The following is an 18,147-nucleotide window of genomic DNA, read 5'->3' on the forward strand; positions in this document are numbered from 1 at the left end:
TCGCCGATGGTAGTGTGGGGTTTCCCCATGTGAGAGTAGGTCATCGTCAAGATTCATTTCGCAAAACCCCTATCTGCATATGCAGGTAGGGGTTTTGTCTTTAAGTAGGAACTACAGAGATTCGCAGGCACGTCGACGACGGGCCAGCACACAGAATTTCTTGACGACCATAGAGCATTGGAACCACCTGATCCCATCCCGAACTCAGCAGTGAAACGATGCATCGCCGATGGTAGTGTGGGGTTTCCCCATGTGAGAGTAGGTCATCGTCAAGATTCAAACAAAAAGCCCCTGTCTGCGTTGCAGACAGGGGCTTTTTCTTTCCGGGTTAAACACCCCACATAGCTAGCTTCTGATAAGCGGCTGTCCCGCTGTGCGCTTCAGAACTGGTAGCTCACTGTGGCGCTGACATTGCGCTCTTCGCCCATATAGCAGTAATTCAAGCTGGCACACGAGGTGATGTAGCGCTGATTGGTCAGGTTGTTGGCATTCAGGCGGACATCCAAGCCCTTCAAACCCAGCTTACCCAGGTCATAGCCCAACGAGGCATCAACCAATGTGTAGGAAGGCACCTTGCGGCTGTTCTCTGCATCGGCCCAGCTATGCCCCACATACCTCACACCACCGCCCAATTTAAGCCCATCGAGCGCGCCTTGCCGGAAGTTGTAGTCGGCCCACAGCGAGACCATTTGCTCCGGGGCCTGGGTGGGCGAATTGCCTTTGTTGTCCAGACCGCTGGATACAAGGCTAGGCATCGACTTCGAGTACTCGATGTCGGTGTAGGTATAGCCACCCAGCAGTTTCAGATTATCAGTAACCTGCACATGCGCCTCGAGCTCCAACCCTTGTGAGCGTACTTGACCAACAGGCCTGTAGAAGTCTTCATCAGGTTGTTTGGAAGCCAGGTTCTCCTGCTCGATACGGAACACCGAGGCGGTATACAGGTTGTCGCTGCCAGGTGGCTGATACTTGATACCGGCTTCCCACTGAGTGCCCTCGGTAGGAGCGAGCGGTTTTCCGTCTTGATCGGACACGGTATTCGGGTTGAAGGACTCGGAGTAGCTTACATACGGCGCCAGGCCATTCTCGAAGAGATAGAGCACCCCAGCGCGAGTCGTGAAGTTGGACCGCTTGTCACTGACCCTGGTATCGGTATCGCGATTGTCCTCTGATACCTTGACCCAGTCCTGGCGCAGGCCCAGTGAGAAGCGCCATTGATCCAGCTCCACCAGATCCTGCAGATAGACCCCCGTCTGTTGCAACCGGCGTTGGTATCGGTTTTCACCAAGCACCTGCAGGTTACCGTTACCATACTGCGGGTTAGCCGCATCCAGCGGGTCTACAGTGCCATAGCGCCACGAGACATCGGCTTTGCGACGCTGGTAATCCGTGCCCAGCAGCAGGGTGTGCTTGGCGATGCCGGTGAAGAATTCAGCCTGGACCATGTTGTCGATGATGTAGGAGTGCAGCCGCTCATCACCCCCGGTGTAGGCTCGGTTCAGTACGGTACTGTCGGCATCTGCCCAACCTGCCGAGTACACCTGGTCCATCGACACGTCCGAGTCCTGGTAGCGGAAGTTCTGCCGCGCGGTAAATACATCGTTGAAGCGATGCTCGAACTGGTAACTGAACGACTGCTGGGTGCGCTCGTAATTATCGATGCCCGGCTCCCCTTCGAAGAAGTGATCCGACAGGCGTACCCCATTACGCTTACTCAGCATTCCGTCTGCAGGATTGCCACCGTGATAGCCTCCGTTTGGATCATGCTGCAGGTAGGCTTGTAGGGTCAGCGATGTGTCTTCGCTGAAGTCGATGCTAAGCGACGGGGCGATGGCGTAGCGTTCTTCTTTGTTGTGATCGAACTGCGTATCCGAAGCGTCTGCCAAACCGGTCAGACGGTAGGCAATACGCTTGTCTGCATCCAATGGGCCGCTGGTGTCGAAGCCCAGCCCGCGCTGACCTTGTGTGCCGACCGATGCTTGAACTTGATGAAAAGCGGTGAACACGGGTTTCTTGGTGGTCAGTGCGACCAATCCACCCGGTGAGCTACGGCCATATAGGACCGAAGAGGGCCCTTTCAAGACATCGATCCGCTCCAGGAAATAGGGGTCGACCTGCATCGTGCTGTAGGTGCCGTTGTCCCCCATGGACTTGAGGCCGTCTACATAGATGTTATCCACCGAGCCATCGTTGAAGCCTCGCATGGCCACGTAGTCATACCGGTGCGTCGCACCATAGGGGCTGGTCATCACGCCTGGGGTATAGCGCATGGCCTGTGCGACGGTTTGAGAGCCTTGGTCGTCGATCTGTTGCCGGGTTACCACCGAAACCGATTGAGACGTCTCGACCAATGCCAGGCTGCTTTTAGTGGCGACCTGGCTATGGGTGGCGTTATAACCCTCCATGCTCCCCAGGGCATTGCCAAGGGTGAAGCCTCGAATATCCGTATCGGGTAACGCCAGCGCTGCCTCCGCTGGCTGGGCCTGTACGATGAAGGTCCGGTTTCCTTGGTTCGCTGCTGTCAGACCGCTTCCAGCCAGCAGCACCCCTAGCGCCTGCTCAGCTGAGTACTGCCCATGAAGGCCTTTGGAAGGCAATCCTTGAGTGAGTGCCGGTGTACTGGAAAGCGTGATGCCCGCTTGACGGGCAAATTGATTGAGCACTTCATCCAGGGGGCCAGGCGCAATGGCATAGGTCGAACTGACCTGCGAGGCATCAGCGGCGAGTGTCATGCCAGGCACCATGGCCAATCCAAGCGCCGTACCCAGCAAGGCAGCGCGGATGGCATTGCTCAGCAAATCTGAGTGCAAGACAGGTCGAAAATCATTCGCGCCAAAGGCGTACAGTTTTACCCGGTTGGTTGACATGAAAGCGTCCGTAAAGTGTGCAGGAGATTCTTCTCACTGATCTAGCCGGATGCGCGGCCAAAACCCGACACATTAGAATCAGGCCTTGTTCATCAAAGACTAGGCATGGCCCAGCGCCTCCACGCGCACCCACCATCGCGTCAACTGACGGACTTGAACGGGAAGCGTGGTAGGCAGCAATTGCAGCAGTTGTTCTGGATCCTGAAGGCGGAAAACCCCGGACAAGCGAAGCTCAGCAATGTCATCGCTGCAGGTGAGATAACCCCGGCGGTATCGGCTGATCTGCGTCAGGAAATCCCTGAGCAGCATGTTCTTGCCGACGATAAGGCCTTCGGTCCAGGCCATCGCGTCAATCCCTGAAGGCGCCACGTGCTCGGCACCAGTGGCGGTGACGCGCCATTCTCCACCTGGCTCGAGCCATTGGATCAGGCCGGTGCCCTGCCTGCGGGTGAATACCCGCCCCTCGCTGACGACCACCCGCAGGCAATCGTCCTCCACACGCCCCACGAAGCGCCCCCCGACGGTTTGCAACGATGCGGTACTGGTGCGCAGCGTGACTGGCGGTTGTCCAGGATCTGCCTGTCGACAGTCCAGCATGACCTCCCCACGCTTGAGGTCGATCGCCAATTGCTGCCTGGTGAAGGCCACGTCCACGGCACTGCGGGTGTTGAGTTGTAATCGAGAACCGTCGGGTAATGTCACGTGTCTGCGCTCGCCCGTGGCTGTCGCGTAGTCGGATGACCAGGCCTGCACCACACTCAAGTCCTTGCTCAGCCATGCAGCCGATCCGAACAGGGCAACGGTGCCCAGCAGCTTCAACGCCTGCCGCCGCTCAAGGCGGCGATGACTGGCCTCCAGTGTCTGCAGTGCAACCCCCGCAGCGGGCACGTGGCGCAGGTCCAAGTCCTGGTCCAAGTGCAGGACGCGCTGCCAGGCCAGCTCATGGGCCGCAGCCTCGGCCCGCCACTGCGCGATGCGTTCGTTTAGAGCCGGGTCTTCGCTGTGGCGAAGTTTCAGCATCCACTGGATTGCCTGTCTGACTGTCTTGGCGTCTGGATGAGGGCTAGGCATAAACTGTGACATTACGCCTCATAGCGCAGCAGGTAGCAGTGATAAAGCGCGTCGGCAATGTAGCGCTCCACCGTTCTCACCGATACGCCCATCTGCTGTGCAATTTCCTGATGCCGCAAGCCTTCACATTGGGCTAGCAAGAAAGCAGTGCGCACCTTTGGCTTGAGACCATCGAGCATCTTGGCGATACGTTCTAGTAGCTCCAGTAACAGCTCGCGGGTCTCAACATCGGGGGTGTTAGCCTCAGGCACCAGCGCCAGCGCTTCCAGATAGGCTTTGTGCAGTTCCTCTCGACGCCAATGGTCGATGATCAACCCGCGCGCCACCGTGCGCAGAAATGCCCTGGGCTGCTGTATCTGCAGATGCTCGCGGCGTTGCAACAGCCGCATGAAAGTATCCTGAGCTACGTCAGCAGCGTCGGCCGCATTGCCAAGCCTGTGGCGCAGCCAGGTGTGCAGCCAGCCATGATGAGCGCTGTAGAGGTTTTGCACGAGATCGTTGCTAGGCATGAGACACAGCTGCCAGGGCTTAAATGATAATTAGTCTCATTGTTTCGCCCGGCGCGAGATTTTGCAACCTACCTGTCGATACCCAAGCCAGTCAGTGGGGTCGCTGGCTGTCCAAATACCTTCGGATGGTCACAGCTGCGCTGTTGAGGTGATGCTCCAATACCGCAATCGCATCGTTCACACGTTTGGCACTGGCAGCATCGACCAAGGCTGTGTGATCGTCCTGGGTGAGCTTGCCCAGGCCCATCGACGAAAGATGAAAGCGCAGAAACCGCTCCTCCTGCATCAATTCGTTATCGATCAAGCGCAGCAGTTTCTGGTTTGCTGCTTTGCTATACAGCACCATGTGAAGCTCACGATTAAGGCGAGCGATCTCGGCATGTCGCGTCTCGTTTTCCAGTTGCTGGATACAACTGCGGGCCTTGGCGATGTCCTGAGCCGTCAGAAACGGAATGGATTGGCGCAACGCCTCGCTCTCGAGCAGAACACGCAAGTCGTAGGCATCTGCCGCATCCTCGCCGATCAGCGGCGCGACGACTGCGCCCTTGTGAAGCTCCACGTTCAACAGTGACTGCGCCTCCAGTTGACGCAACGCCTCACGCACGGGCATACGGCTGACGCCATAAAGTGTCGCCAATTCCTGTTGCCTGATTGCCGTTCCGGGAGGCAAACGACCCTCGAGAATGGCACTGCGCACGCGTTCTTCAATAACGCCGCGGGCCAGATGTGGCAGCAACTGTTCACTGTTCAACACGCTGCTCAGTTTGATTTTGTCGGCCACGCAACGCCTGCCTTAAACGATTACCAAAGTTGGATCCAATGACACAGTTATAGCTGTATGACGTGTCAAATGCCGGCCTCTACAGAGCCATGCCCCAGGGCGCGGCTATGGTGGATGAAGTTGCTCTGCAAAGGAAGTGACATGACCCGCGCGGCAAGCGTTGATGCGGCGGACGCCGACCGGGAGGCCGATGATCGCGATGTGCCATTGTCTTTTGCGGTGTCAGGCCGCACCATCGCTTCTTTCGACTGGCCTGGACAGGGCTTGGCAGTGGCGATCACCCCGATGCTCAAAACCGTGCTGCACCGAGTTGCCCTGGCTGCGCTGCTGGGTGGCCTGCTGCTGGGCGGTTTGCATGCCGACTGGGATTTCGCCCAGATCAGTCGCAAGTCGCAAGCGTTGTACGGGCCCTTGGGGGAGGGCAAAGCGCGGATCGATGCCTGGCAGAACCTCATGGCCACCCAGAAGCAGGGGACAGAGCTTGAGCGTCTGCAGGTGGTCAACCGGTTCTTTAACCAACAATTGCGCTACGTCGAGGATATCGATCTGTGGCACGAGGTCGATTACTGGGCAACGCCGGTCCAAGCACTGATAAAAGGAGCTGGCGATTGCGAGGATTACGCTATCGCCAAGTACTTCAGCCTCAGGCGCATGGGCATCCCCAGCGAGAAGTTGCGGATCACCTACGTCAAGGCCTTGCGACAGAACCGGGCACACATGGTACTGACTTATTATTCAACGCCCCAGGCGCAGCCGTTGGTGCTCGACAGCCTGATGGACGCGATCAAGCCAGCCAGCCAGCGTCCCGACCTGTTGCCCGTCTATGCCTTCAACGGTGAAGGCCTATGGCTGACAGGCGCCGGTGGCAACAAGAAAGTGGGCGACACCAAGCGCTTGTCGCGCTGGCAGGACCTATTGAAAAAAATGCAGGCCGAAGGCTTCCCGGCCGAGCCGGTTTACTGAAGGAGCACAGATGTCACTGTTCAAACAATTGCTGTTGGCTATTTGCCTGTTCCTGGTAGTGGCGTTCACCGGCAGTTTCATGGTCAGCCTGGAGAGTTCGCGAAGCCAGTATGTCAACCAGCTGCGCTCGCATGCACAGGATGCAGCCACTGCGCTGGCCCTGTCGCTTACGCCCAATATCGATGACCCTGCCATGGTCGAGCTGATGGTGAGTTCGATCTTCGACAGTGGCTACTACGCCAGTATCAAGGTGGTGGACCTGGCTTCCAATACGGTGCTCGTCGAGCGCCATGCCGAACCCGACCCTGGGGGCGTACCCCGTTGGTTCGTTCACCTGATCGGCTTGGAAGCTGCCGGCGGTGATGCGTTGGTCAGCCGTGGCTGGCAGCAGGCGGCACGCGTCGAGGTCATCAGCCACCCCATGTTCGCCATTGCCAAGCTCTGGCAAAGCGCGCTGGGCAGCCTGGGTTGGCTACTGCTCTGTGGTGCTGCCAGCGCCATCCTGGGCGCGTTGCTGCTGCGCCGGCAGCTCAAGCCGCTGGACTACATGGTCGAACAGTCCCATGCCATCGCCAGGCGTGAATTCCTGAGCCTGCCTGAACTGCCCCGCACGCCCGAGCTCAGGCGCGTTGTCCAGGCCATGAACCAGATGGTCGAAAAGCTCAAGGCACTGTTCACCGAGCAGGCCGAGCGCAGCGAGCGGTTACGCGCCGAGTCCTACCAAGACACCTTGACCGGCCTGTCCAACCGTCGCTATTTCGAAATGCAGCTCAATGCTCGGGTCAGCAATCTTGAGGAAGCACGGGCAGGCTACCTGTTGTTGCTTCGGGTTCAAGGCCTGGCAGGCCTCAACGCGCGTCTAGGTGGCCAGCGCACGGATCAGTTGCTGCAGGCGGTTGGTGAGCAATTGCGCCGCGCCTGCGCGAGCTTCCCGGAAACCAACGACCTGATTTCCCGCAGTCGTGGTGGGGAATTCGCCGTGCTGGCACCTGGTATGGTGCATGAAGAAGCCATACAGCTGGCCCAGGCGCTCGAGGCCACGCTGCAGAGCCTGCATGAGACGGGCGCTACCGATATTCAACCGGTGGCCTGCATCGGCTTGGCCCCCTTCAGCCCGGGCGACGCCCCCCCAGCCCTACTCAAACTGGCTGATGAGGCCCTGGCACGCGCGGAGAACCAGCCAACCCCAGGTTGGGTCTGCCTGGAGCAAGGCGTCGCTGCCGTGGCTGCCGACAGCCAGCACGACTGGCATGAGCGCCTTGACCAGGCCTTCACCAATGGCCACTTCGAGCTGTTCTTCCAGCCGGTGGTCGATTGTGCAACTGCCCAGCATGTACTGCACCACAAGGTGATATCCCGCCTGAAGGATCGACAAGGCGAGGCGCTGCCAGCCGGTCGATTCCTCCCTTGGCTCGAGCGCTTTGGCTGGATGCCAAGGCTGGACCTTCTGGTGCTGCAGAAGGTGCTGGCGCACATGCGTGGCCACGACCAGGTGCTGGCGCTGAACCTCTCCGCCGCTACCTTGGCGGACGCCCAGGCTCTGCACCGCATTTTCGAACTGCTCAGCCAGAACGTGGCTCTCGGATCGCGTTTGGTATTCGAAATCGGAGAAGAGCAGCTACCAGACCAGCCGGCGTTGGAGAAACTGACCCGAAGGCTGCATAGCCTTGGCTTCGGCCTGGCACTGCAACGGTTTGGCGGGCGCTTCAGCATGATCGGCAACCTGTCCCACCTTGGGTTGGCCTACCTGAAGATTGATGGCAGCTACATCCGCAACATCGACCATGAGCAGCATAAGCGTTTGTTCATCGAGGCGATCCAGCGCGCCGCACACAGCATCGACCTGCCTCTGGTGGCCGAACGCGTGGAAACCGAAGGCGAGCGCGCAGTGCTCTGCGAAATGGGTGTAGGGGGGATTCAGGGGCAGTTGGTGGGTGAACCTGCCCCTTGGGCGCACCATAAGCGCTGACCCACAGTAATGAGGGCCCGCACGAGACCGTGCGGGCACAGCCTCAGCGTTCGCGCAAGGCCTCGGAGCGGGCTTTCATGATGGGCTTGAGCAGGTAGCTCATGATGGTCTTCTTGCCGGTCATGATATCGACCGTCGCCACCATACCGGGAATGATCAGCAGCGGCTTTTCATCGGTGCCCAGATGGCTGCGGTCGGTACGCAGCTTGATCAGGTAGTACGTGGTCTTCTTGTCTTCGTCGGTGATGGTATCGGCGCCGATCTGCTCGAGCTTGGCCTTGAGCCCCCCGTAGATGGTGTAGTCGTACGCGGTGAACTTGACGGTGGCTTCTTGGCCTGGGTGCAGGAAGGCAATGTCCTTCGGCAGAATCTTGGCCTCGATGACCAGCGTATCGTCCAGCGGCACGACCTCAATGATGTCGCTGCCTGGCTGAATCACGCCGCCGATGGTGTTGACCAGCAACTGCTTGACGATACCCCGTACCGGCGAGGTGACCATGGTGCGGTGGACACGATCATCCAGCGCCTTGCTGGTAGCGGTTGCCTTGTTCAGTTCGGTCCGGGCCTCGTTCAGTTGGGTGAGCGCCTCGCTTCGGAACTTGCCGCGGGTCTCCTCGATCTTGCTCTGCACTTCTCGAACGGCCGCTTCGGCACGGGGGATGGCCAGCGACGTGGAATCGAGCTGGCCACGGTTTTCAACCTCGGCACGACGCAAGCGCAACACTTCCACCTGGGAAATGGCACCCGTCGCGACCAAAGGCTCAGACATGCTGATCTCTTTACGCAGCAGCTCAAGGCTGTTGGCGTACTGCCCGCGCTTGGAGCTGTACTCGCGAAGTTCCTGCTGGCGCTGGACCAGTTGCTGTTGCAGTCCGCCAATCTCGTCCTGAAGCTGCTGGCGCCGACTCTGGTACAACGATTCTTCGCTCGCCGCTTGGCTAGGTGCGGCCTTGCGCAATTCTTCGTCGATTTCGAGCGGCTTGCCGTCAACCTCTGCGCTCAGGCGCTGAACCCGCAGGGCCATGGACAGCCGATCGGCTTCCGTTTCCCCCACGTTGGAGACGAAGCGGGTCTCATCCAGGCGCAGCAGAGGCTGCCCCACCTCGACGATTTCGCCTTCCTTGGCGAAGATTTCCGCCACGATGCCGCCTTCCAGGTTCTGGATTTTCTGCACCTTGGATGACGGGATGGCCTTGCCTTCACCACGCGTCACCTCATCGATGGGCGCGAAACTGGCCCAGACGATCAGAAATACAAAGAACAGAATGACGCCCCAGATCGTCAGGCGCACCACACGCGGCGCATCTTCGATAAGGGCCTTGTTGACCTCGGGCAGCGGCTGACCGCCCAGCGAGTCACTGCCTTTGAAGTAACGCCGCAGGCCTTCCTTGAGTTGCCCGAAATCCAGCTTATGCGACACTGATCTGCCCCTTCTTCAACGCATCCATGACGGCCGCTTTCGGGCCATCGGCAACGATCTGCCCGCGATCGATCACGATCAGGCGGTCCACGAGTGACAGCAGCGAAGCACGGTGAGTCACCAGCAGCACCGTCTTGCTTTCCACCACGGCCTGCAAGCGCTGTTTCAAGCGTTCCTCGCCGGTGTTGTCCATGGCGCTCGTGGGTTCGTCGAGCAGCAGGATCTGTGGGTTCAACAGCAATGCGCGGCCCAAGGCCACGTTCTGACGCTGCCCGCCGGACAGGTTCTGCCCACGTTCGCCTACCTGCAGCTCGTAGCCGTCCGGATGCAGCCGCGCGAATTCATGCACGCCCGCAAGCTCGGCCGCCTGCAAGATCATTTCGTCGTCGATGTAGCGGGCCCCGCTGACCAGATTGTCCCGCAGCGTGCCCGCCAACAGCTGAATGTCCTGGGGCACATAACCAATGTTGTGGCGCAATTCGCTGACATCGATCTGGCGAATATCCACGCCGTCGACCAGCAATGAGCCGCCATCGGCCTCGTACAGGCCAACGATCAGCTTGGCCAGTGAACTCTTGCCCGACCCGCTGCGCCCGATGATCCCCACCTTTTCGCCAGGGCGGATGGTCAGGTTGATGTTCTTAAGCGCCATGTTCTGCTGGTTGGGGTAGGTGAAGTCCACGCCGCGGAACTCTACGCTGCCCTGCAATACTCTGCGGCTGAGCGGGCGCTCTTCGAAGTTGCGCTCTTGTGGCAGCTCCATCATGTGGTCGGTGGACACCATGGTCACCTTGGCTTGCTGGTAGCGAGCCAGCAGACCATTGAGCTGCCCCAGCGGCCCAAGGGCACGGCCGCTGAGCATGTAGCACGCTACCAGGCCGCCCATGCTCAGGTTGCCGTCGATGATCAGGTAGACACCCACGCAGATCATCGCCACCCCTGCCAGCTGCTGAATGAGCAGGGTAATGTTCATCGCCAGGCTCGACAGGACCTTGACGCGCAACTCCAGCCGGCTGAGGGTACCGAGCGTCTGCTCCCACATGTACTGGCGCTCGCTCTCGGCGTTGTTGACCTTCACCGCGTCCAGCCCTGCCAGGGTCTCGATCAGGCTCGACTGGCGCTCCGATGCCAGCGCCATGGTCCGCTCCATGGTCGCCATCAGCGGCCGCTGCAGTGCATAGCCGATGCCCAGGGCCAGCGGGAAGGCAATGATCGGGATCCACACCAGGTGCCCGCCGATGATTGCGATGACGATCAGGATGAGCACCGTGAACGGCAGGTCGATCAGGCTGGTCAGCGTCAACGACGCCAGGAAGTCACGTAATCCCTGGAACTCGTGAATGTTCTGGGCAAAGCTACCTACCCGGGCCGGCCGATACTTCATCGACATGCCCACGATGCGTTCGAACAGTGTCGCCGAAATGATCAGGTCGGTCTTTTTCCCTGCAAGGTCCAGGCATAACCCGCGCAGGCCCTTGAGTATCAGGTCGAAGATATAGGCACCTGCGATACCGACCGCCAGCACCCATAGGGTCGAGGTCGCCTGGTTGGGAACGACCCGGTCATACACGTTCATTACGAACAGTGGCGCGGCGAGGGCGATCAGGTTGATCACCAGGCTGGCGGCGATGGCATCGATGTACAGCCACTTGCTGCGCAGCAGCGTATCTCGGAACCAGGATTTGGCCCGCGGGATCAAGTTGCCATGGTTGACGTCGAATTTGTGCTGCGGCTGAGCAAAGAACACTCGCCCGCTGTAGTCGTCCTGAAGCGTCTCGCGGCTGACCTGCACTTCGCCGCCATCGCTTTCGCTCAGCAACAGCCGCGCGGTGTCTTCGTTTTCCCACCCGAGCAACACAGCGCTGCGTCCACCCTTGAGCAACAGGATGGCGGGCATGGCGATGCTTGGGATCTGCTCCAGCTTGCGCTGCAACAGGCGGCCCTGCAGGCCGGCCCTGGCCGCCGCACGGGGCAGCAGCTCGGGGCTCAGGCGCTGGGCGGGCAAAGGCAGACCCGTGGTAAGCATCACCCGGCTGGCAGGTTTCTGGTGCAGTACACACAAGCTCAGCAGACTATCCAGCAAAGGATCGTCGTGCTGACTACGTGGGTCATGGTTGAGCTGGACTCGACTGACTTCTGATTCCACGCGGCGCTCTCTTCATCCTTGTGGTGGGTGGGGGTGAGCTGGCTGCCGATCATTCAATGGCAGCAAACTCACGCATTCAGTGGGGCAATGCATGTCGGCGCCCGGCAGGCGTGCAGCGAGCGATGCAGTGTGTCGCCAATGGTCGCCTTGAATTAGGTGGTGAGTAAACAACTGTATCGGTCTCTTTACTACATGACGCTGATCGTCAGACAAACGTTTCATTTCTGAATCACTTTGCCATCCAGTCTTCAGCATGCTGGGAAAAGTGCAGAGAAACGACATGTGTCGGGCCTACCTTTAGCAGCCTAGCTCAATGTCATTTATCAGGCGCTGGTTTGCTGGCGTTCGTGAGACCCATGTTAGTTAAAATTCATCCCTTGAAGCCCACTTCCTGGGTCGACTCTGGCCGATAATCGCAGGCGCGTGGCGAGTCCTGATTTAGACGATAAGCGCCGTCGGCCGCCGTTTATTCTACGGTGAATCAGCCTGAAAATTTTCTACACCTAGGGACATTCTCGGGCATGTAATCGGCAAGGTTTATGCTTACGAGACTGAGGAATGTGGCGTCAATAAACAAAATTGACCTTCTGTTGACGCTGTCGGTCCTACTGAGCCCGACGAACGGTTGAAAAGCATGTGATTTCTGGCCGCTGTCATCACTTGGGCCCGCATGCTCTGTGCCATTGCGCTGTTTTAATGACGCAACGCATTTGCTGTTGATTGGCCCTTGGCTAAGGTAGAAATATCAATGTGACATTACCTTGGTGATTGTTTAGGATGGCCAATATAAGGTCAATAGTTTGGCAGAAGTCTAACTTCATCTCGTCATAGACGGAATGTTGACGCAATCAAGCGTCAAGAGATCATCGACATAATTCCTGTTCAGGTGGCTGCGGATGCCGCTCTGGCACAGAAGTACCCCAGCGGGTCACACGGAGAGTCCAATGAGCAGCGTTGTAGCCATCGTCAAAAGTATTGTCGGCCAGGTTATTGCGGTATCCCCTGAAGGCATCAGGCGTGTGCTCATAGAAGGCGATCGACTTCTTGCAGGTGAACAGGTCCTTACCGGTCCGGGTGGCGCGGTAACGCTGGAGTTGGCAGACGGCCGGTTGCTTGACCTTGGTCGTGATACCCAGTGGAGCGCAGACACGCCTGACAGCAGTACTGACTTGGGCCAGGCCGCTGCCCAGGCAGCGCCGTCGGTCGAGGAATTGCAACAAGCGATCGCTGCAGGCGCTGACCCGACCACCGATCTTGAAGCCACGGCTGCCGGTCCGACCGCTGCGGGTGGCGGTGCGGCAGGTGGCGGCCACAGTTTCGTCATGCTGGAGGAAACGGCCGGCAGCGTTGATCCCACGATTGGCTTCCCTACAGAAGGCCTTGGTTTTGCCGCAGCGGCCGCCCCCGTGGAGGTAGCTGGAACCACTGCTGACAATCGCGTCACCGCGCCGACAACTAGTACTACGGTTGCCACCACCCTTGTGGTCGGGGCTACGCCATCGATCAGCGAAGCGGGTGGCGTCATTGTCTATACCGCTACGGTTGGCCAGGCACCGAGCAGCGACCTTCTCATCACCCTGGCCAATGGCTCTGTGATCGTCATTCCGGCCGGGCAGACCACTGGCAGTGTCAATGTCGTGATCCCGCCGAATGACACGCCCTACATTGATGGTGGGCAAATTTCGACCACGGTCACCGGTACCAGCGGGGGGAGTGGCATTTCAGTAACTCCACCTCAAGGGCCGTTGGTTACTGAAATTACAGATACCATCGATGTCACCACTGCAACGTTGACCGCCACTCCCTCGGTCACCGAAGGCGGTGTGATCACCTACACCGTAACGCTGACCAACCCGGCTCAGACTCCGGTTACCGTAACCCTGTCCAACGGCCAGGTCATCACTGTTGAAGCTGGCAAGACGCAGGGCAGCATCGACTTCCAAACCCCGGCCAACGATGTCTACAACAACGGCTCGACCGTTAGCGTGACTATCGACAGCGCCACGGGCGGTAATTTCGAACAGCTGACCCCGAACCCAGCGGCTGCCGTTACTACGATCAATGATTCGATCGATACGACCACTGCCACGCTGACGGCTTTGCCGAGCGTCACCGAAGGCGGCGTCATTACTTACACCGTTACCCTGACCAACCCGGCTCAGACTCCGGTCACCGTGACCCTGTCCAACGGCCAGGTCATCACCGTGGAGGCTGGCAAGACTCAGGGCAGCATCGACTTCCAGACCCCGGCCAACGACGTCTATAACAACGGCTCGACCGTTAGTGTGACCATCGACAGCGCCACGGGCGGTAACTTCGAGCAGCTAACGCCTAACCCGACGCCAGCCGTAACGACGATCAACGACTCGATCGATACGACCACTGCCACGCTGACGGCTTCGCCGAGTGTCACCGAAGGCGGTGTCATCACTTACACCGTGACCCTGACCAATCCGGCTCAGACTCCGGTCACTGTGACCCTGTCCAATGGCCAGGTCATCACCGTTGAGGCTGGCAAGACCCAGGGCAGCATCGACTTCCAAACTCCGGCGAACGACGTCTATAACAACGGCTCGACCGTTAGTGTGACCATCGACAGCGCCACGGGCGGCAACTTCGAGCAGTTGACGCCGAACCCGACGCCAGCTGTAACGACGATCAACGACTTGATCGACATCACCACTGCGACCCTGACCGCTTCGCCGAGCGTCACCGAAGGCGGCGTCATCACCTACACCGTGACCCTGACCAACCCGGCTCAGACTCCGGTGACTGTGACCTTGTCCAACGGCCAGGTCATCACCGTGGAGGCTGGCAAGACCCAGGGCAGCATCGACTTCCAAACTCCGGCGAACGACGTCTATAACAACGGCTCGACCGTTAGTGTGACCATCGACAGTGCTACGGGCGGTAACTTCGAGCAGCTGACGCCTAATCCGACGCCAGCGGTAACTACGATCAACGACTCGATCGACACCACCACTGCCACGCTGACGGCTTCGCCAAGCGTCACTGAAGGCGGTGTGATCACCTACACCATTACCCTGACCAACCCGGCTCAAACCCCGGTGACCGTGACCCTGTCTAATGGTCAGGTCATCACCGTTGAAGCAGGCAAGACCCAGGGCAGCATCGATTTCCAGACCCCGGCTAACGACGTCTACAACAACGGCTCGACCGTTAGCGTGACCATCGACAGCGCCACGGGCGGTAACTTCGAGCAGCTGACCCCGAATCCAGCGGCTGCGGTTACCACGATCAATGATTCAATCGACACTACAACCGCGACCCTGACCGCGAACCCTTCGGTTACTGAGGGCGGGGTCATCACCTACACCGTGACCCTGACCAACCCGGCTCAGACCCCGGTCACTGTGACCCTGTCCAATGGCCAGGTCATCACTGTTGAGGCTGGCAAGACTCAAGGCAGCATCGATTTCCAGACCCCGGCGAACGACGTCTATAACAACAACGGTGCCCCCGTTAGCGTGACCATCGACAGCGCCACGGGCGGTAACTTCGAGCAGCTGACGCCTAATCCGACGCCAGCGGTAACTACGATCAACGACTCGATCGACACCACCACTGCCACGCTGACGGCTTCGCCAAGCGTCACTGAAGGCGGTGTGATCACCTACACCGTAACGCTGACCAACCCGGCTCAGACTCCGGTTACCGTAACCCTGTCCAACGGCCAGGTCATCACTGTTGAAGCTGGCAAGACTCAGGGCAGCATCGATTTCCAGACCCCGGCCAACGACGTCTATAACAACGGCTCGACCGTTAGTGTGATCATCGACAGCGCTACGGGTGGCAACTTCGAACAGCTGACGCCAAACCCGACACCAGCAGTTACCACGATCAATGATTCGATCGACACCACTACCGCGACCCTGACCGCGAGTCCTTCGGTCACCGAAGGCGGTGTCATCACTTACACCGTGACCCTGACCAACCCGGCGCAGACTCCGGTAACTGTGACCCTGTCCAACGGTCAGGTCATCACCGTTGACGCAGGCAAGACGCAGGGCAGCATCGACTTCCAGACCCCGGCGAACGACGTCTACAACAACGGCTCGACCGTTAGCGTGACCATCGACAGCGCCACGGGCGGCAACTTCGAACAGCTGACGCCAAACCCGACACCAGCAGTTACCACGATCAATGATTCGATCGACACCACTACCGCGACCTTGACCGCGAGTCCTTCGGTCACCGAAGGCGGTGTCATCACTTACACCGTGACCCTGACCAATCCGGCCCAGACGCCGGTGACCGTGACCCTGTCCAATGGTCAGGTCATCACCGTTGAAGCAGGCAAGACCCAGGGCAGCATCGACTTCCAGACCCCGGCGAACGATGTCTATAACAACGGCTCGACCGTTAGTGTGACCATCGACAGCGCCACGGGCGGTAATTTCGAACAGCTGACCCCGAACCCAGCGGCTGCGGTTACCACGATCAATGATTCAATCGACACCACTACGGCTACGTTGACGGCTTCGCCGAGCGTCACCGAAGGCGGTGTCATCACCTACACCGTTACCCTGACCAACCCGGCTCAGACTCCGGTGACCGTGACCCTGTCCAACGGCCAGGTCATCACCGTTGAGGCTGGCAAGACCCAGGGCAGCATCGACTTCCAGACCCCGGCTAACGACGTCTACAACAACGGCTCGACCGTTAGCGTGACTATCGACAGCGCCACCGGCGGCAACTTCGAAGAACTGACCGCAAACCCCACGCCAGCCTCCACGGTCATCAACGACAGTATCGACACTGTCACCGTTAGCATCGTCAGTAACGGCAATGTGACCGAAGATCAGCAGCCGTCCTTCACGGTCAAAGTCAGTCAAGCCTTGGACCGTCCGCTCACTGTCACATTGTCGAATGGTGACAAAGTCACCATCGAGGCTGGAAAGACTGAGGTCGAGTACAAGCTCGCCGCACAAGGCGACGATGTCATCAAGGATCCAGGCTCCGTCACGCTAGGTGTGACCGACGCTAGCGTCCCGGGCGCCACGTTCGAGAACCTAGTCATCGGTGGCCCGGCAACAGTTGAAATTTCCGACACCATCAGCGAAGTCATCGCAACCCTTACGGCGGACAAGACGACTGTTACAGAGGGTGGCCAAGTTACCTACACCGTAACCCTGAGCAACGCTCAAGGCTTGCCTGTCACTCAACATGGAGCACTGACTTTCACGCTGACTGACGGGACGAAAGTCACCATTCCAGCCAATAGCGTCGCTGGCAGCACTACTATTGCCGTTGGCGATGATGTGTATATGGGTGGTCAGCCTGCTCTGGTGAACAAGCTAGAGTCGGTTTCGGGTGGAGATAACTTCGAGAAGTTGACGCTGGGCAATGAGGTTGTAACCACTACAGTAACTGACGAGCCAGGTTCGGGTACCCCGGGCACGGGTAACCAAGGCGATTTGGTACTGGTCACTATTACCGCTGACCAGAACTCCGTAGCTGAGAACGTTAAGCCGACGTTCACTGTTCAGATCAACAAGGCCTTGGCCAACGACTTGGTCGTTACCCTGAGCAACAATGCTCAGGTCACCATCAAAGCCGGCCAGACCGCTGTTTCCTACGAGCACGCGGCGCAAGGCGACGACGTCTACAAAGACTCGGGCGAAATCAGCCTGGGCATCAAGTCGGCAGCAGACGCTGGCGGCCGTACCTTCGAAAACCTGCAGCTGGGTAATGATGCCTCGGTCAAAGTTACCGATACCATCGACGAAGTTGTGGCCAAGCTCACCGCGACTACTTCGGTTGCCGAAGGCGGCGAGATAACCTACACCGTGACGCTGACCAACAAAGACGGTCTGCCGATCAACAACCACGCAGAGCTGTACTTCCACCTGAAAGACGGCACCACCGTCGTGGTTCCTGCCAACAGCACCGTAGGTTCGGCCACCGCTACTGCGCCGGACAACGTTTATGTGGGCACGAACCCTGCTGTCGTGAACTCGATCGAATCGGTCAGCGGCGCGGATGCCTGGAAGTTCGAGCAACTGACGCTGGATAAAACCCAGGTCAGCACCGAAGTTACCGACGAGCCAGGTTCGGGTACCCCGGGCACAGGTAACCAGGGCGATTTGGTGCTGGTCACTATTACCGCTGACCAGAACTCCGTTGCTGAGAACGTTAAACCGACGTTCACTGTTCAGATCAACAAGGCCTTGGCCAACGACTTGGTCGTTACTCTGAGCAACAACGTTCAAGTCACCATCAAAGCCGGCCAGACCGCTGTTTCCTACGAGCATGCTGCTCAAGGCGACGACGTCTACAAAGACTCGGGCGAAATCAGCCTGGGCATCAAGTCGGCAGCAGACGCTGGCGGCCGTACCTTCGAAAACCTGCAGCTGGGTAATGATGCCTCGGTCAAAGTTACCGATACCATCGACGAAGT

9 protein-coding genes and 1 rRNA gene are annotated in these 18,147 nt (G+C 58.9%); 4 read left to right on the top strand and 6 right to left on the bottom strand.

All coding sequences use genetic code 11. From position 1 onward, the window contains the following. Window positions 1-159 precede the first annotated feature (159 nt). Window positions 160-275: ribosomal RNA gene (rrf, locus tag FS767_RS21085) — 5S ribosomal RNA — on the top strand. Between the two features lie 105 nt (window positions 276-380). Here the strand turns inward: rrf and FS767_RS21090 are convergent. The 4 genes from FS767_RS21090 to FS767_RS21105 form a co-directional block, all read right to left on the bottom strand. Continuing rightward, the gene (locus FS767_RS21090) at window positions 381-2,795 is read right to left on the bottom strand and encodes a TonB-dependent siderophore receptor (RefSeq protein WP_305986712.1); all 2,415 of its coding nucleotides are present in this window, start codon (window positions 2,793-2,795) and stop codon (window positions 381-383) included. Window positions 2,796-2,966: 171 nt separating this feature from the next. Beyond that, window positions 2,967-3,938 (bottom strand): FecR domain-containing protein, encoded by a 972-nt coding sequence (locus FS767_RS21095; protein ID WP_144968053.1) that lies wholly within the window; start codon window positions 3,936-3,938, stop codon window positions 2,967-2,969. Between the two features lie 11 nt (window positions 3,939-3,949). Beyond that, window positions 3,950-4,447 carry a sigma-70 family RNA polymerase sigma factor gene (locus FS767_RS21100; protein ID WP_027915754.1) on the bottom strand — a complete coding sequence of 166 codons (498 nt, stop codon included), beginning with the start codon at window positions 4,445-4,447 and terminating at the stop codon, window positions 3,950-3,952. 91 nt (window positions 4,448-4,538) lie between these two features. Next, window positions 4,539-5,228, bottom strand: coding sequence for a GntR family transcriptional regulator (locus tag FS767_RS21105; protein WP_144968055.1), 690 nt, complete (start codon window positions 5,226-5,228; stop codon window positions 4,539-4,541). A 201-nt stretch (window positions 5,229-5,429) separates the two neighbouring features. On the opposite strand from FS767_RS21105, the gene lapG reads away from it, so the two are divergent. Beyond that, window positions 5,430-6,191: a cysteine protease LapG gene (lapG, locus tag FS767_RS21110; RefSeq protein WP_178102757.1), complete on the top strand. Its 762-nt coding sequence runs from the start codon at window positions 5,430-5,432 to the stop codon at window positions 6,189-6,191. Window positions 6,192-6,201: 10 nt separating this feature from the next. Further along, window positions 6,202-8,160 (top strand): cyclic di-GMP receptor LapD, encoded by a 1,959-nt coding sequence (gene lapD, locus FS767_RS21115; protein WP_100850568.1) that lies wholly within the window; start codon window positions 6,202-6,204, stop codon window positions 8,158-8,160. 43 nt (window positions 8,161-8,203) lie between these two features. Here the strand turns inward: lapD and FS767_RS21120 are convergent, their stop codons facing one another. Both FS767_RS21120 and FS767_RS21125 read right to left on the bottom strand, forming a co-directional pair. Next, a complete protein-coding gene (locus FS767_RS21120) occupies window positions 8,204-9,580 on the bottom strand; it encodes an HlyD family type I secretion periplasmic adaptor subunit (RefSeq protein WP_144968057.1) in 1,377 nt (458 codons plus the stop codon). Beyond that, on the bottom strand, window positions 9,570-11,726 hold the full coding sequence (locus tag FS767_RS21125) for a type I secretion system permease/ATPase (protein ID WP_028687928.1): 2,157 nt from the start codon (window positions 11,724-11,726) through the stop codon (window positions 9,570-9,572). Before FS767_RS21125 ends, FS767_RS21120 begins: the two co-directional genes overlap by 11 nt. A gap of 944 nt (window positions 11,727-12,670) precedes the next feature. Here FS767_RS21125 and FS767_RS21130 point away from each other — a divergent pair. After that, the coding region (locus FS767_RS21130; RefSeq protein WP_144968059.1) for a retention module-containing protein at window positions 12,671-18,147 on the top strand (5,477 nt) is incomplete at its 3' end.

This window comes from Pseudomonas sp. DE0010, from assembly GCF_007680745.1.
GTDB lineage: Bacteria > Pseudomonadota > Gammaproteobacteria > Pseudomonadales > Pseudomonadaceae > Aquipseudomonas > Aquipseudomonas parafulva_B.